The following is a 24,617-nucleotide window of genomic DNA, read 5'->3' as shown; positions in this document are numbered from 1 at the left end:
ATGGTGGTGGCCTGCTTCGCCCGCCTTCGGCGCCCTCGCAACCACCACTAGCCAAGCTGACGATCGCGGACCGCAGTTTCTCCTCTCGGCTCATCATGGGCACCGGGGGAGCGAACAACCTGTCGGTGCTTCAGGAGGCGCTGGTCGCAGCCGGCACCGAACTGACCACCGTCGCGATGCGGCGCGTCGACGCAGAGGGCGGCACAGGCCTGCTCGACCTGCTCAATCGGCTCGGCATCACGCCGCTACCCAACACTGCGGGCTGTCGTGGTGCCGCCGAGGCGGTGCTGACCGCTCAACTGGCCCGCGAGGCGCTCGACACCAACTGGGTCAAGCTCGAGGTGATCGCCGACGAGCGCACATTGCTGCCCGATGCGGTCGAATTGGTCAGGGCGGCAGAACAATTGGTTGACGACGGATTCGTGGTGCTGCCCTACACCAACGACGACCCGGCCTTGGCCCGACGCTTGGAGGACATCGGTTGCGCGGCGGTGATGCCGCTGGGTTCGCCGATCGGTACCGGTCTGGGCATCATGAACCCGCACAACATCGAGATGATCGTCGCCCGCGCCGGTATTCCGGTAGTGCTGGATGCGGGCATCGGGACAGCCAGTGACGCGGCGTTGGCGATGGAGTTGGGTTGCGACGCTGTGCTGTTGGCCACCGCGGTGACACGCGCGGCCGATCCGGCGACCATGGCGGCAGCAATGGCCGCCGGGGTCACCGCCGGCTACCTGGCCCGGCGGGCCGGTCGGATCCCGAAACGTTTTTGGGCGCAGGCGTCTAGTCCGGCAGAATGAAACGCTATGTAGCGCTGGGTAGTTCGATGGCGGCCGGCCCCGGGATCCGACCTCGTGCGTCGGGCGCGCCCTGGCTGGCGGGGCGATCGGGCCGGAACTATGCGCACCTGGTTGCCGAGTGCGCCGGACTGCACCTGGTCGACGTCACCTATTCCGGTGCGACCACCGCGCACGTGCTCACCGATCGGCAGAACGGCGCCGCGCCGCAGATCGATGCACTGGACGGCTCGGAGGCGCTGGTGACGGTCACGATCGGGGGAAACGACGTCGGCTACGTTCCATTGCTGGCGGCCGCGGCATTGCCAAAGATCTTGCGGCACATGCCTTTACTGCGTGGGCGCATCGATGAACTGTTGGACCGCGAGTCGCGCGACCAAGCTCTGGCCGCGGTGTTCGATTCGCTCTGCCGGGTGGGTCGCACGGTGCGAGAGCGTGCCCCGGGCGCCCGGGTCTTCTTCGTCGACTACCTGACGCTGCTGCCACCGGTGGGCCGGCCCGCGCCGCCGCTCGCCGACGAGCACGCCGAGTTGGGCCGCCATGTAGCCGCGACCTTGGAGGGACTGACGGCAAAGGCCGCCGCAGCGACCGACTGTGAAGTCGTGTCCGCCGCGGCGGCCAGCCGGGATCATCACGCATGGTCTACCGAGCCGTGGACCACAACGCCCGCGAAATCCGTTGTGCCGCTGCCTGGCCGGCCCGCTCCCCTGCACCCGAATGGCGCAGGGATGCGCGCCGTCGCAGAACTCATAATTGGACTCGTTACAGCCCAACTATGAAGGCGTCAGCCGTTGGTCCGCCACCACTGGTACAGCGCAGCCGTGTCACCGTTTGACGCACGGACGAACGAAAGAATGTTCTTGGCGTCGGTGGTCCAGATGACCTCAGCCTTGCCCTCATCCGTTCCGCAAGCCACCTGCCCGGCCGAGTCAGTGGAACTGCCCTGGTGCCAGGTGGTCGGCGACTTGGCGTCACCGCAATTCGTGAGTTGGTCGCTGGTAATGAGTTTGGTGAAGGCGCTGCCCACATCCGCGCTGCTCGGGAACAGGAAATACTTCCCGCCCGACGGGCCGAGGCTGTCGGTGCTCTGCCCGCACATGAGTACGGCTTGTACCGTCGGGAACGCGTCCTTCACCTCCGAAACTGGTTGTGGGGAGCAGTTGCTGGAGGAGTAGCCCTTGGACAGCGCGCCGTTAAGCGTGTCATTGGGGTCGGCGTTCGCGGTGGCAGCACCCAGGTAGGCGAAGCTGCCGACGAGCGCAGCGGCTGCGGCGCACCGCAGCGAGTTGGTGAGATGACCCATGTTTTCATTTCCTTTGGTTGTCGGACCTGTGGTTTTACGACGTCGATATGGAGGTGTGTATCAATGCTTAATCGTCAATTACAGGACAGTTGTTACAAGTGTCAATCGAAAAGCCTGCAGCACTTCCGGATAGCTGTCAGCCGTTGGTCCGCCACCACTGGTATAGCGCCTGCACGTCGGTGGTGGATCCCCGGATGTAGCTGAGTACGTTCTTGGCGTCGGTGGTCCAAATGACCTCGGCCGCGCCCTGATAAGTCCCGCAAGCCACCTGTCCGGCGGTTGCGCCGGCGGCGCCTTGGTGCCAGGTGGTCGGCGACTGGCCGCTGTCACCGCACTGGGTCAGGCTCTCGTCCTTGATGCTGGCCTTGAATCCGCCGGCCAGGTCGCCGCCGTTGTTGTACAGCAGGTAGGTGGCCTTGACGGGGCCGGTCGCGTCCGCGTTCTGCCCGCAGTTAATCGCTGCCGCCACACCCGCGGGCGGCTCGTTGGTGGTGGTGCAGTTGCTCGTGGAGTATCCCTTTGACAGCGAAGCGGTAAGCGTGTCGCTCGGGTCGGCATTCGCGGTGGCGGAACCCAGGTAGGCGACGCTGCTCAGAAGAGCTGCAGCCGTTGCGGCCCTGAGCGCGGTGTTGAGGTGGGGCATCCCTTGGCTCCTTCAGGTCTTTGGGCCGACCTAGCGGCTTCGCTGACTTCCGGAGTGTATTTCTACAGCGCACCGGAAAACAGGGCTTTTGCGGTCCACTTCACGCATCGCTGCGCGGCCGTCTGTGCGATAGATTCCGGCGGAAATTGTCTGTCTTGGCACCGATTTCGAGCGAGGCTGCCGGGCGGCTTGTTCGTTGCGGTGCATTGTCCCTTAATTACCAACGGCGCCAATCGATTTGACGGTGCAGCGGGTGGGTCGCCGACCGGTGTCCGCGGGTGCTGTCACGGGCCCCGAGATACCCCTGAAAAGGAATTCCAGATTGGTGATGCCACGCGGACGGGTCTCCGGTATGGTAAGCCTCGCTTCACGCCAGCTAACTTCATTTGATTCGGGAGAATTCATGACACAACCACCACCGCCCGGGTACCCGCCGCAGCAGCCGCCGGCCGGTCAAGCACCCGACAACTACCTGGTGTGGTCCATTCTGGTGACGTTGTTCTGCTGTCTCCCCTTCGGCATTGTCGCGATCGTCAAGTCCACCCAGGTCAATGGTTTGTGGGCGCAGGGGCAGTACGCCGAGGCGCAGGCTGCCGCAGCCAGCGCGAAGAAGTTCGTGACGTGGGGCGCCATCGCCGGCGTCATCGCGGGCGTCATCTACGGCATCCTGATCGCCATCGGTGCGATGAACACCGACGTGAACACGGCGATGATCGCGTTTGATGCCCTGAACTTGGGTTGATCCCGATGGTGACCCCCCAAGGGTCGGTACCTCCTGGTGTGAGGTTGGTTTCGCCACTGCTGGTGGCGGCCGCTTCGACCATGGTGTGTGCCGCTATTTGGGTGGGCGACCCGACGACCCCGAACGGCCCGCTGCCGACCTGCCCCACCAAGGCTCTACTGGGTATCGACTGCCCAGGGTGTGGCAGCCTGCGCATGCTGTACAGCCTGATGCATGGCAACGTGCTGGCGGCCGCCAGGTTCAACGCGCTTGGCCTGGTGGCGCTGGTGCTGCTGGTGTGGGCCTACCTGGCCTGGACGTATGGCCGGGTGGTGGGGCGAAGGTTCGGGAGTTGGCAGCACAATCGCTGGGCATCCATGGTGACACTGTCGCTGGTGTTGTTCTGGTTCGTGGTGCGCAACTTGCCATTTGCGCCATTTAGCGCGCTGTTCGTCTGACTGAACCCATGATCGCGACCCGCTGCACGCGGCCCAACCCGCGCCGGCGATCGCGACGGTAGTGCGGAAGCCGCATCCGCCCAGTGCGGGTGCGGCTTTCGCGTCGGTAAATGAACCCGAACTGAACTGGTCTAATCTGGGCGCAATGGTCAAAAAATTGAGAACGTCAAGGACCACGTGGGCGGCGCTGGTCGCGATCCTCACGCTCCTGGTAATGAGTTGTGGCCATGGGTCGGGGGATTCGAAGTCCGCCGGCAGCAACCCGGCCGCCGCCGATTTCGCCGGCACGATCCGCAACAAGGTCACCACCGACGCGATGATGGCGCACCTGTCGAAGCTGCAGGACATCGCCAACGCCAACAACGGCACCCGGGCGGTCGGCACGCCCGGCTATGAAGCCAGTGTCGACTATGTCGTCGAAACCTTGCGTAAGGCCGGTTTTGACGTGCAGACTCCCGAGTTCTCGGCACGGGTGTTCCACTCCGAGAAGGGGTCCTTGGTCGCAGGCGACCTGACCGCGGATGCCCGCGCGCTGGAGTACAGCCTCGCGACGCCGGCCGAAGGAGTGACAGGGCCGCTGTTGTTCACGCCCACCGGTGACAGTCCGGGTTGTGCCCCCGCCGATTACGACAAGCTGCCGGTAAAGGGTGCGGTAGTGGTGGTGGACCGTGGCAACTGCCAGTTCGCGCAGAAGGAAGATGCCGCGGCCCAGCGCGGTGCGGTGGCTCTGATCGTCGTCGACAACGTCGACGAGCAGTCCATGGGCGGCACCCTCGGAGCAAACACCGAAGTGAAGATTCCGGTGGTCAGTGTCACCAAGTCCGTCGGCTTCCAGCTGCGCTCGAAGTCCGGGCCGGTGACCATCAAGCTCAACGCCGAAACGCAGAGTTTCAAGGCCCGCAACATCATCGCGCAAACCAAAACCGGATCCCAAACCGACGTGGTGATGGCCGGAGCGCACCTGGACAGCGTGCCGGAGGGGCCGGGTATCAACGACAACGGTTCCGGTGTGGCTGCAATTCTGGAAACCGCTGTGCAACTTGGGAATTCGCCACAGGTGCACAACGCGGTACGGTTCGGCTTCTGGGGCGCCGAGGAACTCGGCCTGATCGGCTCGCGCAACTACGTGGAGTCGCTTGACCTGGACAGCCTCAAGAACATTGCGCTGTATCTGAACTTCGACATGCTGGCGTCGCCGAACCCCGGCTACTTCACCTATGACGGCGACCAGTCGCTGCCGTTGAATGACCGTGGTCAGCCGGTGGTACCCGAAGGCTCGGCCGGGATCGAGCGCACTCTGGTCGAGTATCTGAAGGCGGCCGGCAAGACCGCGCAGGACACCTCGTTCGACGGTCGCTCCGACTACGACGGATTCACCCTGGCGGGCGTTCCGTCCGGCGGGTTGTTCTCCGGCGCGGAGGTCAAGAAGTCCGACGAACAGGCCAAGCTGTGGGGTGGCCAGGCCAACGAGCCGTTCGACCCGAACTATCACCAAAAGGGTGACAACCTCGAGCACATCGACCGGACCTCAATGGGCATTCAGGGTGGCGGCGTCGCGTACGCGGTCGCCTTGTACGCACAGGACCTCAGCGGCCACAATGGCGTTCCAATCATGGGAGACCGCACCCGGCACGTGCTCTCCAAGCCATGATTGGTCGGCTCGCTGCCCTCCTCCTGACCCTCTTGCTCGCGGCGTGTTCGACGACGCCTTCGTCGGTGCAGCGGGCGGCGGCCCCTGACCCGGCCCGCTCGCTGTCCGCGAAGGTGACCGCCGACGGGATGTTCACCCATCTGCGGGCGCTGCAGCAGATCGCAAATGCCAACAAAGGCAGTCGGGCATCCGGCACACCGGGCTACGATGCGAGTCTGGAATATGTGGCTAAGATATTGCGCAACAAGGGGTTTGAGGTATCGACGCCGCAGTTCGAGAGGTTGCGCAACGTGTCGCAGGGAAAGCCGAACCTGACAGTGGCCGGACGTAGCCTCCCCGTCGACCAGGCCTCGCTGCTGGTCCGGACGCCGCCAGGCGGTCTGACCGGGCCGGTGGTCCGGCCGACGCAACCGGCCGGCTGTGCTGCGGGTGACTACCCGGCCGCGTTGCCCAAGGGTGCGATCGCCGTGGTGGACGACAGTCGGTGCTCGGTGGTCGACAAGCAGAACAGCGCGGTCGCCAAGGGAGCGGCGGCGCTGATGGTGCTCGGTCGGCCCGCCGGTCAGACGCCGCCGACCTTGCTGAGCCCCGGTTACTACAACCAGTTAACGGTGCCGGTCGCGGTGGTCGGTGCCAACGGAGCCGCCGCGCTGGGTGGTTCCACCGCGCCGGTGCGCCTGGTTCTCGACGCCGAGAACATCAAGATCACATCGCGAAACGTGCTGGCACAGACCAAGACCGGGGCGGCCGACAACGTGGTGATGGTCGGTACCCACCTGGATAGCCCGGCGGGTAGTCCGGGTATCAACAATGCCGGGTCCGGGGTGGCCGCGGTGCTGGAAACCGCGCTGCAACTGGGTCCGTTGCCGACGGTGGCCAATGCGGTACGGTTCGCATTCTGGGGAGCAGAAGAGAACGGTCTCAACGGCTCCATGGACTACGTATTCGGGCTGGACAACGAACAACTCAACAACATCGCGCTGTATCTGAACTTCGACATGCTCGGATCACCGAACCCGGGTTTCTTCACCGACGACGGCGACGAGTCGGGACCCACCGGACCGGCTGAGCCGTCGGCGGAGGTGCCGGAAGGTTCGGCGGGCATCAAGCGCACGCTGGCCGGCTACCTGAACCTCGCCGGCAAGCGACCGGCCGACGAACCGCTGAACACCAGGACCGACTATCACCCGTTCCTGGTTGCGGGCATACCGGTCGGAGGCATGAATACCGGTGCGTCGCAGGCGAAAACCGCCGCGCAGGCCAAGCTCTGGGGCGGTCAGCCCGGGGTTCCGCTCGATCCGAACTACCAGAGTCCGCGCGATACCGTCGACGCCATCAATCGGGACGCACTGGCGGTCATGGGATCTGGGGTGGCGTTCGCGGTGGGCACCTATGCCGTGTCGATCGGCGGCGTCAATGGCGTGACGCCGCATGACAAGCGCCACCGCACCCGGGTGTCTTAAATCGGTGCTGGTCACGACGCGAGCCCCCGACGTAGAGTGTGGGCGCCTGATCGGCTGATCATTGCAGCAGGTGGGTTGCGAATTTTCCAAGGAGGTCTCGTGACAGACCAACCGCCCTATCCACCGCCACAACCGCAGGGATACGGTCCTGGGTATCCGCCGCCCAGCCCTTACGGTTATCCGCCACCGCAAAACGTCGGCACCAACGGCTTGGCGATCGCGTCACTGGTCAGCTCGCTCCTCGGATTGATCTGCGGTATCGGGCCCATCGTGGCTGTGGTCCTCGGCTTCATTGCTTTGAACCAGATCAAACAATCTGGGCAGGGTGGCCGTGGTCTCGCACTCGCCGGAATAATCATCGGCGGTCTTTCGATTGCGCTCTTCGCCGTCTACCTGGTCTTTGCGATCATGCTCGCGGCCTCGAATGGGGATCATTCGGCCGCTGCGGTGCTCGTGAATCGTTGAAGCTGGTAGCACTGCGCGTTTGCGTATTGAGCCCAACCGCGCCATCTAAACTGGTGGTTCCTTGAGAGCAGGTCGGTCGGGATGGGGTTGGTTAAATGAAGCTGCGCTCGCGCAGGGTTAATGCGTCTTTGCGGGCTGTCACGGCTTGTTTGGGGGCAGTACTGGTGGTGGCGGGTTGTGCCACCACGGTCCCGGGCCGCGCGGTGTCGATTCTCAACGATCCGTTCCGCGTAGGTGGCCTGCCGGCGACTGACGGGCCGAGTGGCGCCCGGCCGAACGGACCCGCTCCCACGGGGACGGTGCTCAACACCAATAACGGTCCGATCGACAAGCTGTCGTTGTTGTCGATCAACGACATCGAGGAGTACTGGAAGGCGAACTACGGCGCGCCCCTACAGGGCTCGTTCAAGGCCGTCGACAAGCTGGTGTCCTACGACTCGAACGACCCGAACAGTCCGATCGTCTGCCACAGCGAGACCTACGAATTGGTCAACGCCTTCTTCACATCACGCTGCAACATGATCGCCTGGGACCGTGGGGTTTTCATGCCGGTCGCGCAGAAGTACTTCGGCGACATGTCGGTAAACGGTGTGCTGGCACACGAATTCGGGCACGCGCTGCAGACGATGGCCAAGCTGGTGACACGCAAGGACCCCACCATCGTCCGTGAGCAGCAAGCCGACTGCTTTGCCGGTGTCTACATGTACTACGTGGCGGCCGGAAAGTCGCCGCGCTTCACGATCAGCACTGCCGACGGCCTCGACCATGTGCTCGCCGGGATCATCACCACCCGTGACCCGGTGATGGAGTCTGACGACCAGAACGACGACGAGCACGGATCGGCTCTGGACCGGGTCAGCGCTTTCCAGATGGGCTTCATCACCGGCACCCAGGCATGTGCGGGGATCAACCAGGCCGAGGTCGAGCAACGTCGCGGCGACCTGCCGAAAACCCTGCGGACGGATACCGGGGAAACGGGCGAGGTCGAGATCACCGAGGACACCCTGAAGACGCTGATGGAATTGATGGGCAAGATTTTCTCGCCCAAGAATCCGCCTACCTTGTCCATGAAGACCGGTGGTTGCTCCGACGCCAAGCCGAGCCCGCCGGCCTCCTACTGCCCAGCCACCAACACCATCGCGGTTGACCTGCCGGCCTTGGCGACCATGGGCAAGGTCGCCGGCTCCAAGCAGCACAGCCTGCCGCAGGGCGATGACACCGCGCTGTCGGTCGTGATGTCGAGGTACGCGCTGGCGGTGCAGCATGAGCGAAAGCTGGCGATGCAAAGCCCGTGGACAGCGCTCCGCACGGCATGCCTCACCGGTTTTGCGCACCGCAAGATGGCCGAGAACATCGAGCTGCCGTCCGGAAACTCGCTCGTGCTGACTGCCGGCGACCTCGACGAGGCCGTTTCCGGGCTGCTCACCAACCACATGGTGGCCAGCGACGCCGACGGTGTCAGCGTGCCCGCCGGCTTCACCCGAATCGCCGCGTTCCGCGCGGGCGTTGGTGGCGGCGAGATGGACGGCTGCTTCTCGCGCTACCCGGGGTAGGGGAGCGGTACCCGTTCAGCGGCTGACGCGATCGGGGACCTTGTACTCGGATTCCGCGTTGTCTTCGTGCTGCGCGCGTGCCCACATGATCACGAACCAGGTGACGATGACCCATCCGGCGGCCACGGTTGGTATGGCCCACAGACGGCGGACCAGCAATCCGGTGTCGCACTGGGACATGATGGCCGCCGTGCCCTCACCGTGCAGGTGGGAACTGAATCCGTTCCCACAGCTGACCTGGATGCCGTACTGGTCGAACTGGTCGAGGTACACCGGAATCCACATGGCCGCGAGGCCGATCAACCCGATGATCAGGCCAAATATTCCGATGTAGATGTGACGGCGGCTCACGGTGTCTCCCGACGATGTGAACGATTGATTTGGGATTTGACGCTCACGTCATGCAGACGTTCGCGAACAGCAGTACCGGCCAGGAGGCGATCGAACCCAGGAAGGACACCGCCAGGTCGACACCCTCCAGGTGCTGCAAGTGCTCGGTGTGCGACGTCGACCATAGTGTTCCTACCAGCAAATATGGAGTTCCGATAATAAGCCCGATGGCCAGCAGTCGGCCGACTGTGAGCTGATAGCTCAGCGCTCGGCGAATCATCACCAACATGCGACCTGCTAACCATCGGACTACCCCTCAAGCACCCGCTATGTTAATACAGATTCCTGGTTCTTCGCAGCCCGATCGGGGTCTTTTAGTGTTATTCCGGCTACAGTGGTGCGGTGTCCAGCCCGTCCGGTCCGAATGCGGCGCAGGCTGTGTCCGGCGTCAAAAGGCGGCCGAAGGACCGGAAGGCGCAGATTGCCCGCGCCTCCGCGGAGGCGTTCAGTGCGCAGGGGTACCACGCGGTGAGCATGGAGACCATTGCAGCCAAGGTCGGGGTGTCCGCCCCGGCGCTGTACCGGCATTACTCCGGTAAGTACGACCTCTTTCGCGGCGCCGTGCTGACCCTGAGCCAGCAATTGGTCGACGCTACGGAGTTCGACGTCGAAACTGATCAAGACGGTGCGGATCCGGGGGAGAAGCTGGATCGACTCATCGACGCGCTGGTCGACGCCACTCTGGACAACCGCGAGTCTGGGGGACTGTACCGCTGGCAGGGCCGCTACCTGCGTGCCGAGGACCAGGCCACACTCGCCGAGCAACTGAAGCTGGTGAACCGCCGGATTCAGAAGCCGCTCATGGCAATTCGGCCGTCATTGTTGTCCCCGCAGCGCTGGATGTTGTCAGCGGCCGTGCTGAGCGTGATCGGCAGCATGGTTGACCATCCGGGTCGGCTGCCCGCCGACCAGATCCGGGCGTTGCTCGGTGAGTCGGCTTCGGCGATTCTGGCCGCCAAACTTCCGTCACCGGACGAGGTCTTTCCGCGTCCCGCGGCTTGGCGGATCTTTGTCGAAGACGCTGGGGTTTACGAGGCCTTGCTGCGAGCGTCGATGGCACTTTTCAGGGACCGGGGGTACTCCGAGACCAGCATGGCGCAGATCGCGAAGGCTGCTGGAGTGCCGGTGTCGGGGATCTATCGGTACTTCTCCGGCAAGGGCGAGATCCTGGCGACCGGATTACGCCGTGCCGCCGACCGGGTCTCCGGTCAGCTGTCACCGGTTGTGGGTGCCCTCACCGAACCGCGGCAAGCGTTGACTCTGCTGATCGATGCTTACGTGGCAACGTCATTCGCGAATCCCGAGCTGGCCGCCGTCTATTACACGGAGCGGGCCAATCTGACACCCGCTGACCAGATGCTGTTGCACAACGTGCAGCTGTCGACCATCGATTCGTGGGTGCGGCTGTTGAAGGATGCCCGGCCGTCGCTCACCGCGATGCAGGCGAGGTTCCTCGTGCACGCCGCGATGGCGCTGGTGGTCGATCTGGGGCGGATGGTGGAGTCAGGTACGCCGGGAGACGAGTCGGCTTATTTGCAGGCGTGCGTGCGAAACCTGATGGAAATCACGCTTTTCGGCCCGCCGGATGCGCGAGAAGGCGAAGCGTCGCGTCGACCGCGAGGGCGGCGACGTCGAACGTCTTCGAGCCGAGGTCGTGTCGCGCGCCGGTGATCTCGACGATCTCCGTCGGTGCCGGGATCAGCTTCGCTGCATCGCGTAACTCGGTGGGGGTGCCGAACGGGTCCGAGGTGCCGTGGGTGAACACGGTGGGCGTGGTGATGTCGGGGAGATGCTCGGTGCGCGCGCGTTCCGGCTTGCCGGGCGGATGGACCGGGTAGGAGGTCAGCGTGAGGACGTCCACCTGGGCTTGGCCGGCCGCGACCACCATGGATGTCTGCCGGCCGCCGTAGGAATGACCGCCGGCGACCAGGGGACCGGCTGCCAGGCCGCGGCAAAGCTCGATTGCCTCGACGATCCCGGCCTGGTCGGCGGCCGCGGATCCAGATGGCGGCCCCTTGGGGCGGCGCCGTCGGTAGGGCAGGTTGTAGCGCACCGCCAGCCAGCCGCGCCGCGCCCACTCGTCGCAAATCTGTTGCAGCAGTTTGGCATCCCGATTGCCGCCGGCGCCGTGGGTGAGCACGGCGATCCCTTGCGGTGTGTTCTCCGGTTGGTGCGCAACACCTTCGATCTGGTCGAGGTTCATAGGCTGAGCCGGAACAGCGGAGAGACGGGGCCGTGTCCTCCGCCCAATGGGTAGGCGGCACGCAGACATTCGGTCACCCAGCGCTTGCCGAAACCCACCGCATCGGGCATTGCATAGCCGTGCGCCAGCGCACATGCGACAGCGGCTGCGAGGGTGTCGCCGCCGCCGTGGTCGTTGCCGGTGGGCAATCGTTGCGCGTCGAACTCATAGAAGTCGGCGCCGTTATAGAGCAGGTCGCAACTGCGGTCCGAAGAGCGCAAGTGCCCTCCTTTGACCAGTACCCAGTCCGGCCCTAGCGCGTGCAGAGCCTTGGCTGCCGCGCGCTGCGAGTCGGTGTCGACGACTTCGATGTCGACCAGCAAGCCCACCTCGTCGAGGTTGGGTGTCACCAGCGTGGCCAACGGAAACAGTTGAGTGCGAAGCGAATCCAGCGCCGAGGTGGCCAGTAGCGGGTCCCCGTGCATGGATGCGCACACCGGGTCTACGACCAGAGGCACCGTCAGTGCGAGCCGTCGCCAGGTATCGGCCACCGCGTCAATGATGGAGGAGGAAGCCAGCATTCCGGTCTTGGCGGCCGCAATGCCGATGTCGGTGACCACCGCCTCAATCTGGTCGGCCACCACGTCGTCAGGAATCTCGTGAAAACGCTTGACGCCCAGTGTGTTCTGCACCGTGACTGCGGTGACGGCGACGCAGGCGTGCGCACCCAGCAGCGCCAGTGTGCGCATGTCGGCCTGGATGCCTGCGCCGCCCCCGGAGTCCGACCCAGCGATCGTGAGCACCCGCAGCGGCGTCGCTCCGGGGGCCGGCAACGGCAGAAAGGTCATTGGGTAATAGGGAGATACACCCGGTTACCGTGCTCGGCGAACTCGGCCGACTTTTCGGCCATGCCGACGGCGAACATGGCGTCGATGTCTTCCTCGGTCTCCAGTCCGTGTTTGGCGGCGAAGTCGCGGACATCCTGCGTGATCCGCATCGAGCAGAACTTCGGCCCGCACATCGAACAGAAGTGCGCGGTCTTGGCGGGCTCGGCAGGCAGTGTCTCGTCGTGATACTCCCGCGCGGTGTCGGGGTCCAGCGACAGCGCGAACTGGTCGTTCCAGCGAAACTCGAAGCGCGCCTTGGAGAGCGCGTTGTCGCGGTCCTGCGCGTGCGGGTGCCCCTTGGCCAGGTCGCCTGCGTGCGCGGCGATCTTGTAGGCGATGACCCCGACCTTGACGTCGTTGCGGTCCGGCAGACCGAGGTGCTCCTTGGGAGTGACATAGCACAGCATCGCGGTGCCGGCCTGGGCGATGATGGCCGCGCCGATGGCCGAGGTGATGTGGTCATAGGCCGGAGCGATGTCGGTGGCCAGTGGCCCCAGTGTGTAGAACGGAGCCTCCTCGCACAGCTCCTCTTCCAGTCGCACGTTCTCGACGATCTTGTGCATCGGGACGTGCCCTGGACCTTCGATCATCACCTGAACACCATGGGCTTTCGCGATCTTGGTCAGCTCGCCCAGGGTGCGCAACTCGGCGAACTGCGCGGCGTCGTTGGCGTCGGCGATCGACCCGGGACGCAGCCCGTCGCCGAGGGAGAAGGTGACGTCGTACTGCGCCAGGATGTCGCAGAGTTCTTCAAAGTTTGTGTACAGGAACGACTCTTGATGATGTGCCAGACACCATGCCGCCATGATCGAGCCGCCGCGGCTGACGATTCCGGTGACGCGCTTTGCAGTGAGCGGCACATAGCGCAGCAGCACGCCGGCGTGCACCGTCATGTAGTCCACACCCTGCTCGGCCTGCTCGATCACGGTGTCGCGGTAGAGCTCCCAAGTGAGCTCGGTCGGGTCACCCTTGACCTTCTCCAGCGCTTGATAGATGGGCACGGTGCCGACCGGAACCGGCGAGTTGCGCATGATCCACTCGCGGGTTTCGTGAATGTTCTTGCCGGTGGACAGGTCCATGATGTTGTCGGCACCCCAGCGGGTGGCCCACACCATCTTGTCGACCTCCTCGCCGATCGACGATGTCACTGCCGAGTTGCCGATGTTCGCGTTGACCTTGACCTTGAACGCCTTGCCGATGATCATCGGCTCGCTCTCGGGGTGGTTGTGGTTGGCCGGGATCACCGCGCGACCGCGGGCCACCTCGTCGCGCACCAACTCGGCGGGCAGACCTTCGCGGACCGCGATGAAAGCCATCTCGGCGGTGATTTCGCCCGCGCGGGCGCGCTGCAATTGGGTGCCGCGGTCGCGGACCACCCCGGGCCGCGCCGGCAGACCGGCCGTCAGGTCGATGACGGCGTTGTCGTCGGTGTACGGCCCGGAGGTGTCGTACAGGTCGAAGTGGTCCCCGTTGGTCAGGTGCACCCGCCGGAACGGCACCTTGAGACTGGCTCCGGTGCCGGGGACCTCTATCTCGCGATAGACCTTGCTGCTGTTGAAGATCGGTCCGGTGGTCACCGAGGGGTCAACGGTTTTCGAAAGAACGTCGGTCATCCTGGATCTCCCTACGCCGGCATTACCCGGTCAGGTTCGTACGGTCGACGGCCCCGAGCCGTCCTCTCAGCGCACCGGGCGTGCGCTCCCGCGTGGTTTTAATTGGGCGCCTCCCACGCTAGCGCAGGTGAGTCACCGATTGCAGCGGGCAGTGCCGGTCAGGCGTGACCGAGAAGCGACTGAACGTTCGAGGCCTCCGCGCCGGCGTACGACGACGCGCTGCCCAGTAGGGCCGCGACGAACTGCTCGTGAAACGAGGCCATCTGGGCGCCGAACGACTGGTAGTGCTGGGCGTAAGTGGTGAAAACGGCAGAGACGGCGGCGGACACCTGATCGGCCCCGGCTGCCAGTGCGGCGGTGGTAGGTGCCGCCGCGGAGTCGTTTGCGTCGCTGATCTCGGTCCCGATACCGGCCAAGTCAGTTGCAGCGGCAGCGACCTTCGCCGGAGCCGAATAGATGAACGAGATGCCACACCCCCAAACGCTGCGCACTCCTCAAAGCCAACGTTAGCCCTGTCGGTTGGGTGCGCACGCTGCTTTGGCGATATTCGCGACGGTGGCCGGCCCATCCGGTGGATGGAATAATTCATGCGTGCAGCACTCCGCCCAGAATGAAAACTCGGTGACCGAGGATCGCGAGCAATCGACCAATCCAGTGACCTCAGCGCAGGCCGGTCGATATCTCAACGTGGGCAGTTTCCGATTCTGGTTCGTCGGGCAGCGCTGGGAATGGTCTGACGAGGTAGCCCGCATGCACGGGTATGAACCAGGATCAGTGCAGCCCACGACCAAACTACTGCTGTCGCACAAACATCCGGACGATCGAAAGCACGTGCAGGACGTCCTTGACTATGCGCTGCAATCTGGCGAACCGTTTTCGAGTCGCCACCGGTTCATCGACACCGCGGGCGTGGTGCACGATGCGATCGTTGTGGCCGACCGGATGCTGGACGACGCGGGCGTGGTGTTAGGCACCGAGGGGCACTACATCGACCTGACGGAGACCCTGGACGAGGCGCGCCAGGAGGTACTCGACGAGGCTCTACCAGACTTGTTTGAGAATCGCGCCACCATCGAGCAGGCCAAGGGCGTGTTGATGTACGTCTACCGGGTCAGTGCCGAGCAGGCATTCCGGGTGCTGCAATGGCGGTCGCAGGAGACGAACACCAAGCTGCGGGCGCTGGCCAAGCAACTGCTGGACGAGTCCACCACACTCGTCCCAGCGTCGGCGACGATGCAGAGCCAGTTCGACCACCTGCTGCTGACCGTGCACGAGCGCATCCCAGACGAATCTGTCCGTTAACCCGCCGCTAGGCTGCAAGCAATCTGGGACGGGATGGGTCGCGGAATCGGGCTTCCGCACTCTTGCCACCCGCTGAAATCTGACACATTCAGGTGGGTATCGCGATGGCACTCCTGACGGTCGGACATCAGTCCGGTGCAGAAGCGATCGTTGTGCAGGCCGAAGGCGAAGTCGACACGAGCACCGTGGACGAACTCATCGCGCATTTGACTGCCGCGTTGAAGTTGGCCGAGGCGCATCCAGCCGGGTTGCTGATCGTCGACCTGCAGAAGGTGATTTTCTTCGGCAGCGCCGGCCTTAATGCGGTCCTTGACAGTCATCACAGCGGGGAGGCCGCCGAATAGCGGTGCGAGTGGTGGCTGACCACGGCTCGGTGCTGCAGCCGCTGCGGGTCACCGAACTGAATAAAATTCTCGACATTTATCCGACAGTGACCGACGCATTGGGACGCGGCCGCGCCCGCTAGACCTCTTCCAGCGCCTCGCCGAGTTCCTCGAGAAGTTGATTGCGGTGATTGCTGGCCAAAAGATGTCCAGTTGCGATGACCAGTGCGACCGGCCAGTCGATGAGTTCGAGGGCAGCGAGTGCCGCCAATCCGCCGTAGTACGCCAACTGCTCGGGTCGCGGAATCGAAACCTGGCCGACTACCGGCAGATTCAACGCGAACGTCTGCCCCTCCCGGATCTGCTCGACCGCATCGCGCTGCGACGCTTCCCGGCGAGTTTTCTTTTCGGCCATCATTTGCCTTTCGGTAACGTCAGATTTGCCGTCTCGCCGGATGGTGCCGTCACCGTCGGGTACATGACGACGACAAACGTCCCGTCCGATCCGCTGGCCTCGTCGCTGGCGGTTTTGCTGAAGTGGCCTCTGACGGAGCTATATGCGCTGTTGTGGCGTGCCGGGGTGCTGGAAATCGTGTCGGGTGAACCGGCACCTCGTACTCCGAATCTTCCTGTACCCCGTTCTGAACCGCCAACCCGACAGCTCGCGGTGGCGGCACGCGGGGCCTGAACACACCCGTCCGAGTCATCTGGCAACAGCCGAAGCTGGCTGACGGTGCGCAAGGCGTTATCGACGCCGCGGGCTAATTGGTGCTGCGCAGATCGGTGGCGCCCGCCCGTCGACCGGCCGTCTTCTTCGCGGCCGTCTTGCTCGGTGCCTTCTGGGCTGCGGCCTTCGCGGGTGTGGCCTTCGCGGGTGCGGCCTTGGTGGGTGTGGGCTGCTGCGGGGGCGGCGCGCTGGGTACCGAACTGAGCCTCGCCTTCGTTGCCGGTGCGGTCTGCGCCTGCGAGTGACTCAATCTGCGCAGCAGCAGGGCCCCGCCGCCGACGGCCAACAGAATCGGCCATTCGACAAGACCGGCGGCGCCTACCGCGCCGAGCGCCAATGCCGCCGCCGGTGTCGACTTGCTGCCGGTACTGATTCCCTGCTGGACACCGTCCGCGGCGCCCTTGACGCCGCCGACGAAGCCGTTGACAACTGCGCCACCGACAGCGCCCGCGGCGGTTGTCGTCGCGTTTGCGGCTCGACTCACCGTTCGACCTACAGTGCGGACCGCTCCGTCGATGACACTCATAGTGGCTCCCTGACCTCATAAACCGTCCGTGCTGCATACCCGTGGCCACGGATGTATACCCGTTGAACACCGGGTTAACAGCAAGTCCGAACGTTGTTCCCAGCACGTACTAAGCGAAAGCCTGCCACTTTCGTAACGCGTGAACAATCAGATCGCTGCGTCAACGGCTCTCACATCGATGAGAACCGGGGCGTGATCGCTGGGCGCCTTGCCCTTGCGTTCCTCCCGGACAATCTGGGCGTCCACCACCCGGCCGGCCAATGCGGGCGAGCCGAGGATGAAGTCGATGCGCATCCCTTGCTTCTTCGGAAAGCGAAGTTGGGTGTAGTCCCAGTAGGTGTAGACCCCCGGGCCAGGTGTGAAAGGCCTTACCAAGTCTGTGAATTGGGTATCGACGATGGCATTGAATGCCTTGCGCTCTGGTTCGGAGACGTGCGTGCTGCCGACGAAGAACTCTGGGCTCCAGACGTCCTCGTCGGTGGGCGCGATGTTCCAGTCGCCGACTAATGCAATCGGGGCCGAGGGATCGTCGCGCAACCATCCCTCGGCTGTATCACGCAGCGCGGCAAGCCAATCCAACTTATAGGTGTAGTGCGGATCCGTGAGGGTACGGCCGTTGGGCACGTACAGGCTCCACACCCGAACGCCCCCGCAGGTGGCACCTACGGCGCGGGCTTCGGCGGCCGCCGCCACGTCGGGTTTGCTGCTCCAGCTCGGCTGGCCGTCGAAGCCGACCTGCACGTCGTCGAGGCCGACACGAGACGCGACGGCCACACCGTTCCACTGGTTGAAGCCCACATGGGCTACCTCATAGCCGATTTCGTAGAAGGGCAGGGCGGGAAACTGGGTGTCGGAGCATTTCGTCTCCTGCATGGCCAGAACGTCGACGTCGGCGCGTGCGAGCCAATCCACCACCCGGTCCAGCCGGCTTCGGATCGAATTCACATTCCAGGTGGCGATCCGCAGCGGTCGCGGGTTGATGCCAGAGCCGTCGGGCATGGGCTTCTCCTATGTCGAGGGTGGGACGAAGTATCGGCGGCGGTGGTGGAGTCGGAAACCGAGCGAGTTCGCCGACTCAGTCGAGTCGGTGTCGGCGATGCAGAGGTGTGCCCGCGTCGCGCCGCGACTCGCGCCCCAGGCAAGCAGTGCGTCGCTTTCCGGTCCGGCCGACGACAGGCCTACCCAACGGGTGCCGTCGGGAGCATCGGTGACCGCCGCCCGCACTGCGCCGGCCGATGCGCGTTCGCCGTCGGTCAACACGACCACCGACGGGTCGGATGTGCGGGAAGCCACCTCGCGCACCAGGATTCGCTCGGTCCGGTCAGCAGCCAGGCCGGCCGGCAGCGTCAACAGTCTGTCGGGGAGGGCCAGGCGCGGCGTCAGCCCGCGGTCCAAATACCAGCCGGTGATCGCGGGGATGGTCTGCGAATTCGCCGAAATATCGAGGGGCACAGCTGAATTGGAAAACGATTCGGGTCCGGGCTCGATGCGGAGTAGCCATCCGTCCAGCCAGGACTGTTCAGCGCTCGGCCAGGCAGCGGCGGCGGCTTGCTCGAGATTCCGAATGTCGGCGGTACGAACCGGCTTGTCGGTGAGCGTTCGTAGCGCCACCACATCATCAGGCGACACCTCGACTATCGCGCCGGTTTTGGTCCGCACCCGCACCATCGGATGCACCGACAGCAGCTGCCCGATCGCGTCGGTCAGCGGTGGGACCGAGGCCGGGGGCAGACGGAATCGAAGCGTCACCCGCGTGCCGAGGTCAGGCCACGAGACCATCAGTGACCGAACGGGTCGGGCCCCTCGCCCGGCAACCACGACAGGCCGGGAACGCCCCAGCCTTGCGACTTGACCGCTCGCTTCGCGGCGCGGGCGTGCCGGCCGATCAGGCGGTCCAAGTAGAGGAATCCGTCCAGATGTCCCGTTTCGTGTTGCAGCATTCGTGCGAACAGCCCGGATCCCTCGATGCTGAATTGCTTGCCTTCGGCGTCGAGTCCGGTGACGCGTGCCCAGTCTGCTCGGCCGGTTGGGAAGGACTCGCCAGGAACCGAGAGGCAACCTTCGTCGTCGTCATGCCCGGCGGACGGCATGGTCTCGGGAATCTCGGAGGTCTCGAGCACCGGATTGATGATCACCCCGCGGCGGCGCTCGGTCGATCCGCGGTCGTCGGAGCAGTCATAGACGAACAACCGCAACGAGTAGCCGATCTGGTTGGCGGCCAAGCCGACGCCGTGAGCCGCGTCCATGGTGTCGTACATGGTCTTGATGAGTTCGGGCAGATCGGCGGGCAACGATCCGTCGGCGCCGACTAGGACCGGCTTGGTCGGGGTGTGCAAAACCGGATCTCCCACGATACGGATCGGAACGACTGCCATGGTCGGCTAGCTTATGCGGGGCGATCTGAGATCTAGGCGAGCGGCCCGGAACGGGCCGAAACACGGGCTGCCAAGTGTGACCAAGACGGCGAAGTTCGGGCGACCACACACCTCTGCCAGGCCTCTGTGTTCGCCGAGGCCAGGCAATCTAAAGCAAGTCGGCCGACTCGCGGGTCCGCTTTACGGTTCGGCCCATCTGGGCGTGTTTCAATAATCGCCGGAAGACGCCCCTATTTAGGTCAAGTCATTCGAGCCACAAGTCGAGTATTCGCCAGAAGGGTCCAGGGGAAGCGATATGGACAGCGCCATGGCGCGGGCACATCGAGCGGGGGACGACTCGGAGATCGCCGAGGGGCTAACCCGTCGCGAGCACGACATTCTGGCCTTCGAACGTCAATGGTGGAAGTTCGCCGGCGTCAAGGAAGACGCCATCAAAGAGCTATTCGCGATGTCGGCGACGCGCTACTACCAGGTGCTCAATGCACTGGTCGACCGGCCGGAGGCGCTGGCTGCCGACCCGATGCTGGTGAAGCGATTGCGGCGGCTTCGCGCTAGCCGGCAAAAGGCCCGGGCAGCGCGGCGCCTCGGCTTCGAGGTGACCTGACGGACCCCGTGCAGGCCCCCCGGGAGCGAGAGGCGCCTTTGCAGGTTCTGGCCCTCCTCTGGCTACAGTTGGCTCGATGAACGAGCGCGTACCCGATTCTTCGGGGCTTCCACTGCGGGCCATGGTGATGGTGCTGTTGTTCCTCGGTGTCATTTTCCTGCTGCTCGGTTGGCAGGCGCTGGGATCGTCCGGGAAGTCCGACGACGAGTCGGCGCCGGTCACCACGGTGTCCTCCACCGCGTCGCCGACATCGTCGACCAGTGGCAAGCCTCCGGCGCCGAACGAGGCCGCTGAGGTGCGGGTGTACAACATCTCGTCGAGGGAGGGCATCGCCAAAACCACCGGCGATGAACTCAAGGCGGCCGGGTTCAAGGTCACCGAGGTCACCAACCTCTCGGTTGAAGGCGTCTCGGCCACCACCGTCTATTACGCCGAGGACAGCGAGAAGGCCACCGCGGAAGCAGTGGGCAAGAAGCTGAACGCGCCAGTGGAAAAGCGCATCTCCGCGCTGGCCGACCAGCCGGCGGGTGTCATCGTTTTGGTGATGGGTTGAGGCTGAGTTTGGATCGCGGCCAAGCTAGGCTCTCCGCTATGCCTAAGCCTGCCGGTCTGAAAGTCGCAGCCTTCACTCTGTCCGCCGCTTCCGTCGCATTTATGACCGCGTGCTCGTCGCCGCAGCAACCGGCCACGACTCCCGGCACCACACCGTCAATCTGGAGTGGTACCCCGGCGCCGAAGACGTCAGGCCACGAGGAGGCGACTCCGAGTCCGCAAGCGGGGTCCGCGGCGCAGACGCTGGAGACCGTTCTCAAAGGGCCGGACGGAAACACCGTCGCAACGGCCAAGTTCGAGTTCAGCAACGGCTTCGCAACCGTCACGGTCACGACGTCCGGTACCCCGGTACTCTCGCCCGGCTTCCACGGCTTGCACATCCACAAGGTGGGTAAGTGTGAGGCCAACTCCGTCGCTCCGACAGGCGGGGCGCCCGGCGACTTCCTCTCCGCCGGAGGCCACTTCACGGCCCCCGGGGCGACGGGACACTCCAGCGGCGACCTGACCTCGCTGCAGGTCCGCAAGGACGGCTCGGGCATGCTGGTCACGACGACGGACGGTTTCACCGCCGACGATCTGCTGGGTGGCAGCAAGACCGCGATCGTCATCCACGCGGGTGTAGACAATTTCGGCAACGTTCCGGCGGAGCGCTACAAGCAGAACGACGGGACACCCGGTCCGGACGAGACGACGATGACCACCGGTGACGCTGGTAAGCGGGTGGCGTGCGGTGTCATCGGATCCGGTTAAGGATCTGCCGGCAAGTCGGGCGCGTAGCCACATCGATTTCGCCCGGTCTCCACGCCCGACCGTGGGTGTGGAGTGGGAATTCGCTCTCGTCGACGCGGACACCCGCGACCTGAGTAACGAGGCGACCGCGGTTATCGCCGAGATCGGCGAAAACCCGCGCGTGCATAAGGAATTGCTGCGCAACACCGTCGAAGTCGTCAGCGGCATCTGCGAGAACTCTGCCGAAGCCATGCAGGACCTGCGCGACACCCTGGGCCCGGCCCGGCGGATCGTGCGGGACCGCGGCATGGAACTGTTCTGCGCCGGGACGCACCCGTTCGCTCAGTGGTCCAGCCAAAAGCTCACTGACGCACCGCGTTACGCCGAGTTGATCAAGCGCACCCAGTGGTGGGGGCGGCAGATGCTGATCTGGGGTGTGCACGTGCACGTCGGGATCTCGTCGGCCAACAAGGTCATGCCGATCATGTCGTCGCTGCTCAACCACTACCCGCATCTGCTTGCGTTGTCAGCCTCGTCACCGTGGTGGGGTGGCGATGACACCGGGTATGCGAGCAACCGGTCGATGATGTTTCAGCAGTTGCCGACCGCCGGGTTGCCCTTTCACTTTCAGAAATGGTCGGAGTTCGAAGGCTTCGTCTACGACCAGAAGAAGACCGGCATCATCGACGAAGTCGACGAAGTGCGTTGGGACATCAGGCCTTCCCCGCGTCTCGGTACGCTCGAGGTACGGATCTGCGACGGTGTCTCCAATTTGCGTGAGCTTGGTGCCTTGGTTGCGTTGACGCACTGCCTGATCGTCGACTTGGACCGTCGCCTCGACGCCGAAGACCCGCTGCCGACCATGCCGCCCTGGCATGTTCAGGAAAACAAGTGGCGCGCCGCCCGGTACGGGCTGGATGCGGTAATCATTCTGGACGCCGAGAGCAACGAACGACTGGTGACTGAGGATCTCGACGACGTGCTGAACCGGCTGGAGCCGATAGCCAAGTCTCTGCACTGCTCCGACGAGTTGGCCGCGGTGGCCGATATCCCGCGCCGGGGCGCGTCGTATCAGCGTCAGCGGCGGGTGGCCGAGGAGCACGACGGCGACCTGCGCGCGGTGGTCGATGCGCTGGTCGCCGAGCTTGACATTTAGGCTGCGTCGACGCGCCGTAACCAGGCTGCTTGCGCGCGAAATCTCGCAACGCCGTCACACTCGCGGCCGGTCCATTTGCCCGAGGCCGGACTACTCCGACAGTTGAAACTCGATCATCGCCGCCACCGAGTCCACCGCCTCGAGCAACGCAACCAGCCGATCCGCGGGCGACGGCGCTGACAACACCGCATAGCGGTCCGCCGGCCCCATCGGAACACGAGATGCCAACGCGAACAGCAACTTCGCGTAATCATCGGCCGCTTCGGACGGGTAGTCGAGCAGCGCTTCACGATCGGGCAACTCCACGTCGCGCGCCGCTGCCATCCGCTCGAACAGCGCGAACACCCGATCCTCGACGTCGCGGAACCGCGCGGTGGTCACCGCCGATCCCGGCTCATCAGGCCAGGGTTCAACCCGCGCACGAGGATAGGGATCGTCGGGCAGCCACTCGGTGACCCGGATGCGTTCAGCCATCCGGCAGCGCAGTGCGTACCGCCCGGCCCCGGCGGCGACGCAGTCGATGATCGTGGCCAGCGTTGCGACATCGCAACGCGCGTCTCCGCCCCCGACCTCGCGACCACGCGAGATCAGCACCACGCCGAAGCGTGGCTCGTCATCGCGCAGACAATCCCGAACCAACGCCGAGTAGCGCGGCTCAAAGATGCGCAGCGGCAGGATTTCGCCCGGCAGCAGCACTGACTCGAGCGGGAACATCCCCAATTCCACCGGTCGGTGTTCCATGTCTTCCCCTTAGACGGACCCAGCATAGCTCTGCAGCACCGCGCGAACAGCGGCCGCGACATCGGCCTCCAGCCATTCGGGCAGTGGATCGTCGTACGCGTGTCGCCGCACTACGGCGTACGGCAGGTCCGCTACGGCACGATTGACCGCGGCGACCGCGCGCGGTTCGCTATTGCCATACAGCTGTGTCGCCAAGTCGCGCACCCGGACGAGCAGCGGCGCATTCATCGCGGCGACCTGTTGCTGGAACTCCGCGTCGGAGGGGCCGTCGACCAGATCGCCTGGCCGCATCGTCAACAGCAGACGCGCGTCGTCGCAAAATTCACGAGCGAAGCCAATGGCCGCCACCGCGATCGATGTCGCCGTGTCCAAAGCGGGGCCGGTTTCCGAGGCGGCCGCCAGCGCCCGCGTCTGGAACCTCTCGAGTGCTCGCAACCAGGCCGCGATCACCACACCGTCGCGATTGCCGAACCGGTGATAGAGCGTTCCGGCCGGCGCGCCACTGGCTTTGGCGATCGCCGCCACGCTTGCCGCCCGCGGACCGTCGGCGAGCACCAGCGCACGGGTCGCGTCCAGAATCGCGTCGGTTTCGTGCTTTCGCGGAGGGGCCATGATCTAGTACGATCCTTCTATATGGAACAAATACCCTATATCGATGAGCATGCCATCTCTATCGATGCTTCGGCACCCGAAGCCTGGTCGGCGTTGCTGAGGACCGTATGTCGCGATCCCGAGAATCCGGCCACGGTCCCGATCGGCTTCAAGCTCGATGAGGCGACGCCGCCGCGGCGCCTGGTCATGAAGGGTAGGCACCTATTTGCCGTCTACCGCTTGGTTTTCGAGGTTGATGCACCCGGCGTGCCCGCGCATCGTGTCCGGTTGCGCGCACTTACCTACGCGAAGTTTCCCGGTTGGCACGGCAAGGTGTACCGCGCGCTGGTCATCGGAACGCGGGCACATCGGCTGGTGGTGCGGCGAATGCTGAAACGCGTCGCGGCCGCAGCCTAGGGACGTTGAACGTGGGGCTGATGTGCTTGCCGTCCAACGTTGTCCGTCCATAAGCCCCACGTTCGGCAGGGGGGCGCGGCGAGGGTGGGGGCTAGGGACGCCGGTGGCGTGGTTTTCGTGCGTGGGGCCCACGTTCGGCGACACGAAATAGCGGGCGTATCACCCTGGTGATCCGGGGCTACCCGGGTCTCCGGTGCTTCCTACGGGGACGCCGGTACCGCCATCGGCGCCATCGGCGCCGTCGCCGCCGCTACCGCCCGGTGCGCCTCCGTTTCCGCCGTCACCGCCATCGCCGCCGTTACCGCCCGCGCCATCGTCGAAGCCAGTGCCACCTGTACCACCGTTGCCGCCAATGCCGCCCGCGGTGGCGTTGCCGCCGTTGCCGCCGTTGCCGCCGCCGGTTGCGCTGCCACCGGCACCGCCGCTGCCGCCGTTACCGCCGTTGCCT

The 24,617-nt window shown here is 64.8% G+C and carries 33 protein-coding genes; 17 read left to right on the top strand and 16 right to left on the bottom strand.

The window, feature by feature from the left end:
- Window positions 1-11 precede the first annotated feature (11 nt).
- Both thiG and ACZY1I_RS10905 read left to right on the top strand, forming a co-directional pair.
- The gene (gene thiG, locus ACZY1I_RS10910) at window positions 12-800 is read left to right on the top strand and encodes a thiazole synthase (RefSeq protein ID WP_463755079.1); all 789 of its coding nucleotides are present in this window, start codon (window positions 12-14) and stop codon (window positions 798-800) included.
- The gene (locus tag ACZY1I_RS10905; RefSeq protein WP_463754414.1) at window positions 797-1,576 is read left to right on the top strand and encodes an SGNH/GDSL hydrolase family protein; all 780 of its coding nucleotides are present in this window, start codon (window positions 797-799) and stop codon (window positions 1,574-1,576) included. The genes thiG and ACZY1I_RS10905 overlap by 4 nt, the downstream gene beginning before the upstream one ends.
- Before the next feature lie 5 nt (window positions 1,577-1,581).
- Here the strand turns inward: ACZY1I_RS10905 and ACZY1I_RS10900 are convergent, their stop codons facing one another.
- Entirely contained in the window at window positions 1,582-2,100 is a 519-nt protein-coding gene (locus tag ACZY1I_RS10900; RefSeq protein ID WP_463754413.1) for a serine/threonine protein kinase, read from the bottom strand.
- Between the two features lie 136 nt (window positions 2,101-2,236).
- Window positions 2,237-2,743: a serine/threonine protein kinase gene (locus ACZY1I_RS10895; RefSeq protein WP_463754412.1), complete on the bottom strand. Its 507-nt coding sequence runs from the start codon at window positions 2,741-2,743 to the stop codon at window positions 2,237-2,239.
- Between the two features lie 403 nt (window positions 2,744-3,146).
- Here ACZY1I_RS10895 and ACZY1I_RS10890 point away from each other — a divergent pair, with 403 nt between their 5' ends.
- From ACZY1I_RS10890 to ACZY1I_RS10865, 6 genes are all read left to right on the top strand, one after another.
- Complete coding sequence (locus ACZY1I_RS10890) at window positions 3,147-3,485, top strand: CD225/dispanin family protein (protein WP_463754411.1); 339 nt, start codon at window positions 3,147-3,149, stop codon at window positions 3,483-3,485.
- Between the two features lie 5 nt (window positions 3,486-3,490).
- Entirely contained in the window at window positions 3,491-3,922 is a 432-nt protein-coding gene (locus tag ACZY1I_RS10885; protein ID WP_463754410.1) for a DUF2752 domain-containing protein, read from the top strand.
- Between the two features lie 214 nt (window positions 3,923-4,136).
- Window positions 4,137-5,573: a M28 family metallopeptidase gene (locus ACZY1I_RS10880; protein WP_463755078.1), complete on the top strand. Its 1,437-nt coding sequence runs from the start codon at window positions 4,137-4,139 to the stop codon at window positions 5,571-5,573.
- Window positions 5,570-7,036: a M28 family peptidase gene (locus ACZY1I_RS10875; RefSeq protein WP_463754409.1), complete on the top strand. Its 1,467-nt coding sequence runs from the start codon at window positions 5,570-5,572 to the stop codon at window positions 7,034-7,036. Before ACZY1I_RS10880 ends, ACZY1I_RS10875 begins: the two co-directional genes overlap by 4 nt.
- A gap of 99 nt (window positions 7,037-7,135) precedes the next feature.
- Window positions 7,136-7,501 (top strand): DUF4190 domain-containing protein, encoded by a 366-nt coding sequence (locus tag ACZY1I_RS10870; protein ID WP_463754408.1) that lies wholly within the window; start codon window positions 7,136-7,138, stop codon window positions 7,499-7,501.
- 95 nt (window positions 7,502-7,596) lie between these two features.
- Complete coding sequence (locus ACZY1I_RS10865) at window positions 7,597-9,054, top strand: neutral zinc metallopeptidase (protein WP_463754407.1); 1,458 nt, start codon at window positions 7,597-7,599, stop codon at window positions 9,052-9,054.
- A 15-nt stretch (window positions 9,055-9,069) separates the two neighbouring features.
- On the opposite strand, the gene ACZY1I_RS10860 is transcribed toward ACZY1I_RS10865, so the two are convergent.
- Window positions 9,070-9,405: a hypothetical protein gene (locus tag ACZY1I_RS10860; RefSeq protein ID WP_463754406.1), complete on the bottom strand. Its 336-nt coding sequence runs from the start codon at window positions 9,403-9,405 to the stop codon at window positions 9,070-9,072.
- 43 nt (window positions 9,406-9,448) lie between these two features.
- Window positions 9,449-9,673, bottom strand: coding sequence for a hypothetical protein (locus tag ACZY1I_RS10855; RefSeq protein WP_463754405.1), 225 nt, complete (start codon window positions 9,671-9,673; stop codon window positions 9,449-9,451).
- A 113-nt stretch (window positions 9,674-9,786) separates the two neighbouring features.
- Between ACZY1I_RS10855 and ACZY1I_RS10850 the strand changes: the two genes are divergently transcribed.
- Window positions 9,787-11,115, top strand: coding sequence for a TetR/AcrR family transcriptional regulator (locus tag ACZY1I_RS10850; protein ID WP_463754404.1), 1,329 nt, complete (start codon window positions 9,787-9,789; stop codon window positions 11,113-11,115).
- Here the strand turns inward: ACZY1I_RS10850 and ACZY1I_RS10845 are convergent.
- The 4 genes from ACZY1I_RS10845 to ACZY1I_RS10830 form a co-directional block, all read right to left on the bottom strand.
- Window positions 11,009-11,647, bottom strand: coding sequence for an alpha/beta hydrolase family protein (locus ACZY1I_RS10845; protein WP_463754403.1), 639 nt, complete (start codon window positions 11,645-11,647; stop codon window positions 11,009-11,011). The genes ACZY1I_RS10850 and ACZY1I_RS10845 overlap by 107 nt on opposite strands.
- Complete coding sequence (gene thiD / locus ACZY1I_RS10840) at window positions 11,644-12,474, bottom strand: bifunctional hydroxymethylpyrimidine kinase/phosphomethylpyrimidine kinase (protein ID WP_463754402.1); 831 nt, start codon at window positions 12,472-12,474, stop codon at window positions 11,644-11,646. Before thiD ends, ACZY1I_RS10845 begins: the two co-directional genes overlap by 4 nt.
- On the bottom strand, window positions 12,471-14,126 hold the full coding sequence (gene thiC, locus ACZY1I_RS10835) for a phosphomethylpyrimidine synthase ThiC (RefSeq protein WP_463754401.1): 1,656 nt from the start codon (window positions 14,124-14,126) through the stop codon (window positions 12,471-12,473). Before thiC ends, thiD begins: the two co-directional genes overlap by 4 nt.
- 158 nt (window positions 14,127-14,284) lie before the next feature.
- On the bottom strand, window positions 14,285-14,617 hold the full coding sequence (locus ACZY1I_RS10830) for a PE family protein (RefSeq protein WP_463754400.1): 333 nt from the start codon (window positions 14,615-14,617) through the stop codon (window positions 14,285-14,287).
- Between the two features lie 130 nt (window positions 14,618-14,747).
- Between ACZY1I_RS10830 and ACZY1I_RS10825 the strand changes: the two genes are divergently transcribed.
- Together ACZY1I_RS10825 and ACZY1I_RS10820 are read left to right on the top strand one after the other, a co-directional pair.
- Window positions 14,748-15,428, top strand: a complete 681-nt coding sequence (locus ACZY1I_RS10825) for a PAS and ANTAR domain-containing protein (protein ID WP_463754399.1) — start codon at window positions 14,748-14,750, stop codon at window positions 15,426-15,428.
- 104 nt (window positions 15,429-15,532) lie between these two features.
- A complete protein-coding gene (locus tag ACZY1I_RS10820) occupies window positions 15,533-15,772 on the top strand; it encodes an STAS domain-containing protein (RefSeq protein ID WP_463754398.1) in 240 nt (79 codons plus the stop codon).
- A 118-nt stretch (window positions 15,773-15,890) separates the two neighbouring features.
- Here the strand turns inward: ACZY1I_RS10820 and ACZY1I_RS10815 are convergent, their stop codons facing one another.
- Window positions 15,891-16,166 carry a hypothetical protein gene (locus tag ACZY1I_RS10815; RefSeq protein ID WP_463754397.1) on the bottom strand — a complete coding sequence of 92 codons (276 nt, stop codon included), beginning with the start codon at window positions 16,164-16,166 and terminating at the stop codon, window positions 15,891-15,893.
- A 63-nt stretch (window positions 16,167-16,229) separates the two neighbouring features.
- Between ACZY1I_RS10815 and ACZY1I_RS10810 the strand changes: the two genes are divergently transcribed.
- Entirely contained in the window at window positions 16,230-16,439 is a 210-nt protein-coding gene (locus ACZY1I_RS10810; protein ID WP_463754396.1) for an Rv1535 domain-containing protein, read from the top strand.
- A 73-nt stretch (window positions 16,440-16,512) separates the two neighbouring features.
- Here the strand turns inward: ACZY1I_RS10810 and ACZY1I_RS10805 are convergent, their stop codons facing one another.
- The 4 genes from ACZY1I_RS10805 to ACZY1I_RS10790 all read right to left on the bottom strand — a co-directional run bounded on the left by ACZY1I_RS10805 (window position 16,513) and on the right by ACZY1I_RS10790 (window position 19,379).
- Complete coding sequence (locus ACZY1I_RS10805) at window positions 16,513-17,004, bottom strand: hypothetical protein (RefSeq protein WP_463754395.1); 492 nt, start codon at window positions 17,002-17,004, stop codon at window positions 16,513-16,515.
- A gap of 147 nt (window positions 17,005-17,151) precedes the next feature.
- Window positions 17,152-17,970, bottom strand: coding sequence for an exodeoxyribonuclease III (locus tag ACZY1I_RS10800; RefSeq protein WP_463755077.1), 819 nt, complete (start codon window positions 17,968-17,970; stop codon window positions 17,152-17,154).
- Window positions 17,971-18,012: 42 nt separating this feature from the next.
- The gene (locus ACZY1I_RS10795) at window positions 18,013-18,783 is read right to left on the bottom strand and encodes a GNAT family N-acetyltransferase, cg3035/Rv0428c family (protein ID WP_463754394.1); all 771 of its coding nucleotides are present in this window, start codon (window positions 18,781-18,783) and stop codon (window positions 18,013-18,015) included.
- A complete protein-coding gene (locus tag ACZY1I_RS10790) occupies window positions 18,783-19,379 on the bottom strand; it encodes a peptide deformylase (RefSeq protein ID WP_463754393.1) in 597 nt (198 codons plus the stop codon). Before ACZY1I_RS10790 ends, ACZY1I_RS10795 begins: the two co-directional genes overlap by 1 nt.
- Window positions 19,380-19,674: 295 nt before the next feature.
- On the opposite strand from ACZY1I_RS10790, the gene ACZY1I_RS10785 reads away from it, so the two are divergent.
- The 4 genes from ACZY1I_RS10785 (at window position 19,675) to ACZY1I_RS10770 (ending at window position 22,420) form a co-directional block, all read left to right on the top strand.
- Window positions 19,675-19,983: a DUF3263 domain-containing protein gene (locus tag ACZY1I_RS10785; protein ID WP_463754391.1), complete on the top strand. Its 309-nt coding sequence runs from the start codon at window positions 19,675-19,677 to the stop codon at window positions 19,981-19,983.
- A 76-nt stretch (window positions 19,984-20,059) separates the two neighbouring features.
- Window positions 20,060-20,536: a LytR C-terminal domain-containing protein gene (locus ACZY1I_RS10780; protein ID WP_463754390.1), complete on the top strand. Its 477-nt coding sequence runs from the start codon at window positions 20,060-20,062 to the stop codon at window positions 20,534-20,536.
- Window positions 20,537-20,574: 38 nt separating this feature from the next.
- On the top strand, window positions 20,575-21,285 hold the full coding sequence (gene sodC / locus ACZY1I_RS10775; RefSeq protein WP_463754389.1) for a superoxide dismutase[Cu-Zn]: 711 nt from the start codon (window positions 20,575-20,577) through the stop codon (window positions 21,283-21,285).
- Between the two features lie 4 nt (window positions 21,286-21,289).
- Window positions 21,290-22,420, top strand: a complete 1,131-nt coding sequence (locus ACZY1I_RS10770) for a glutamate--cysteine ligase (protein WP_463755076.1) — start codon at window positions 21,290-21,292, stop codon at window positions 22,418-22,420.
- A 90-nt stretch (window positions 22,421-22,510) separates the two neighbouring features.
- On the opposite strand, the gene ACZY1I_RS10765 is transcribed toward ACZY1I_RS10770, so the two are convergent.
- Both ACZY1I_RS10765 and ACZY1I_RS10760 read right to left on the bottom strand, forming a co-directional pair.
- Window positions 22,511-23,161 (bottom strand): LON peptidase substrate-binding domain-containing protein, encoded by a 651-nt coding sequence (locus ACZY1I_RS10765; RefSeq protein ID WP_463754388.1) that lies wholly within the window; start codon window positions 23,159-23,161, stop codon window positions 22,511-22,513.
- A gap of 9 nt (window positions 23,162-23,170) precedes the next feature.
- A complete protein-coding gene (locus tag ACZY1I_RS10760; RefSeq protein WP_463754387.1) occupies window positions 23,171-23,773 on the bottom strand; it encodes a TetR/AcrR family transcriptional regulator in 603 nt (200 codons plus the stop codon).
- Between the two features lie 21 nt (window positions 23,774-23,794).
- Between ACZY1I_RS10760 and ACZY1I_RS10755 the strand changes: the two genes are divergently transcribed.
- Window positions 23,795-24,169, top strand: coding sequence for a hypothetical protein (locus ACZY1I_RS10755; protein WP_463754386.1), 375 nt, complete (start codon window positions 23,795-23,797; stop codon window positions 24,167-24,169).
- Between the two features lie 159 nt (window positions 24,170-24,328).
- On the opposite strand, the gene ACZY1I_RS10750 is transcribed toward ACZY1I_RS10755, so the two are convergent.
- Window positions 24,329-24,617 (bottom strand): hypothetical protein (locus ACZY1I_RS10750; protein WP_463754385.1); only part of this gene is annotated, 289 nt, incomplete at its 5' end.

This window comes from Mycobacterium sp. IDUB_37 (assembly GCF_055419245.1).
This window is presented reverse-complemented; position numbering and strand designations above follow the sequence as displayed.

Coding starts and splice junctions, on each gene's coding strand:
- ACZY1I_RS10905 (WP_463754414.1), top strand. CDS start 797: ATGAAACGCTATGTAGCGCTGGGTAGTTCGATGGCGGCCGGCCCCGGG.
- ACZY1I_RS10900 (WP_463754413.1), bottom strand. CDS start 2,100: ATGGGTCATCTCACCAACTCGCTGCGGTGCGCCGCAGCCGCTGCGCTC.
- ACZY1I_RS10895 (WP_463754412.1), bottom strand. CDS start 2,743: ATGCCCCACCTCAACACCGCGCTCAGGGCCGCAACGGCTGCAGCTCTT.
- ACZY1I_RS10890 (WP_463754411.1), top strand. CDS start 3,147: ATGACACAACCACCACCGCCCGGGTACCCGCCGCAGCAGCCGCCGGCC.
- ACZY1I_RS10885 (WP_463754410.1), top strand. CDS start 3,491: ATGGTGACCCCCCAAGGGTCGGTACCTCCTGGTGTGAGGTTGGTTTCG.
- ACZY1I_RS10880 (WP_463755078.1), top strand. CDS start 4,137: ATGAGTTGTGGCCATGGGTCGGGGGATTCGAAGTCCGCCGGCAGCAAC.
- ACZY1I_RS10875 (WP_463754409.1), top strand. CDS start 5,570: ATGATTGGTCGGCTCGCTGCCCTCCTCCTGACCCTCTTGCTCGCGGCG.
- ACZY1I_RS10865 (WP_463754407.1), top strand. CDS start 7,597: ATGAAGCTGCGCTCGCGCAGGGTTAATGCGTCTTTGCGGGCTGTCACG.
- ACZY1I_RS10855 (WP_463754405.1), bottom strand. CDS start 9,673: ATGTTGGTGATGATTCGCCGAGCGCTGAGCTATCAGCTCACAGTCGGC.
- ACZY1I_RS10845 (WP_463754403.1), bottom strand. CDS start 11,647: ATGAACCTCGACCAGATCGAAGGTGTTGCGCACCAACCGGAGAACACA.
- thiD (WP_463754402.1), bottom strand. CDS start 12,474: ATGACCTTTCTGCCGTTGCCGGCCCCCGGAGCGACGCCGCTGCGGGTG.
- thiC (WP_463754401.1), bottom strand. CDS start 14,126: ATGACCGACGTTCTTTCGAAAACCGTTGACCCCTCGGTGACCACCGGA.
- ACZY1I_RS10820 (WP_463754398.1), top strand. CDS start 15,533: ATGGCACTCCTGACGGTCGGACATCAGTCCGGTGCAGAAGCGATCGTT.
- ACZY1I_RS10815 (WP_463754397.1), bottom strand. CDS start 16,166: ATGGCCGAAAAGAAAACTCGCCGGGAAGCGTCGCAGCGCGATGCGGTC.
- ACZY1I_RS10810 (WP_463754396.1), top strand. CDS start 16,230: ATGACGACGACAAACGTCCCGTCCGATCCGCTGGCCTCGTCGCTGGCG.
- ACZY1I_RS10805 (WP_463754395.1), bottom strand. CDS start 17,004: ATGAGTGTCATCGACGGAGCGGTCCGCACTGTAGGTCGAACGGTGAGT.
- ACZY1I_RS10795 (WP_463754394.1), bottom strand. CDS start 18,783: ATGGTCTCGTGGCCTGACCTCGGCACGCGGGTGACGCTTCGATTCCGT.
- ACZY1I_RS10790 (WP_463754393.1), bottom strand. CDS start 19,379: ATGGCAGTCGTTCCGATCCGTATCGTGGGAGATCCGGTTTTGCACACC.
- ACZY1I_RS10785 (WP_463754391.1), top strand. CDS start 19,675: ATGGACAGCGCCATGGCGCGGGCACATCGAGCGGGGGACGACTCGGAG.
- ACZY1I_RS10780 (WP_463754390.1), top strand. CDS start 20,060: ATGAACGAGCGCGTACCCGATTCTTCGGGGCTTCCACTGCGGGCCATG.
- sodC (WP_463754389.1), top strand. CDS start 20,575: ATGCCTAAGCCTGCCGGTCTGAAAGTCGCAGCCTTCACTCTGTCCGCC.
- ACZY1I_RS10765 (WP_463754388.1), bottom strand. CDS start 23,161: ATGGAACACCGACCGGTGGAATTGGGGATGTTCCCGCTCGAGTCAGTG.
- ACZY1I_RS10760 (WP_463754387.1), bottom strand. CDS start 23,773: ATGGCCCCTCCGCGAAAGCACGAAACCGACGCGATTCTGGACGCGACC.
- ACZY1I_RS10755 (WP_463754386.1), top strand. CDS start 23,795: ATGGAACAAATACCCTATATCGATGAGCATGCCATCTCTATCGATGCT.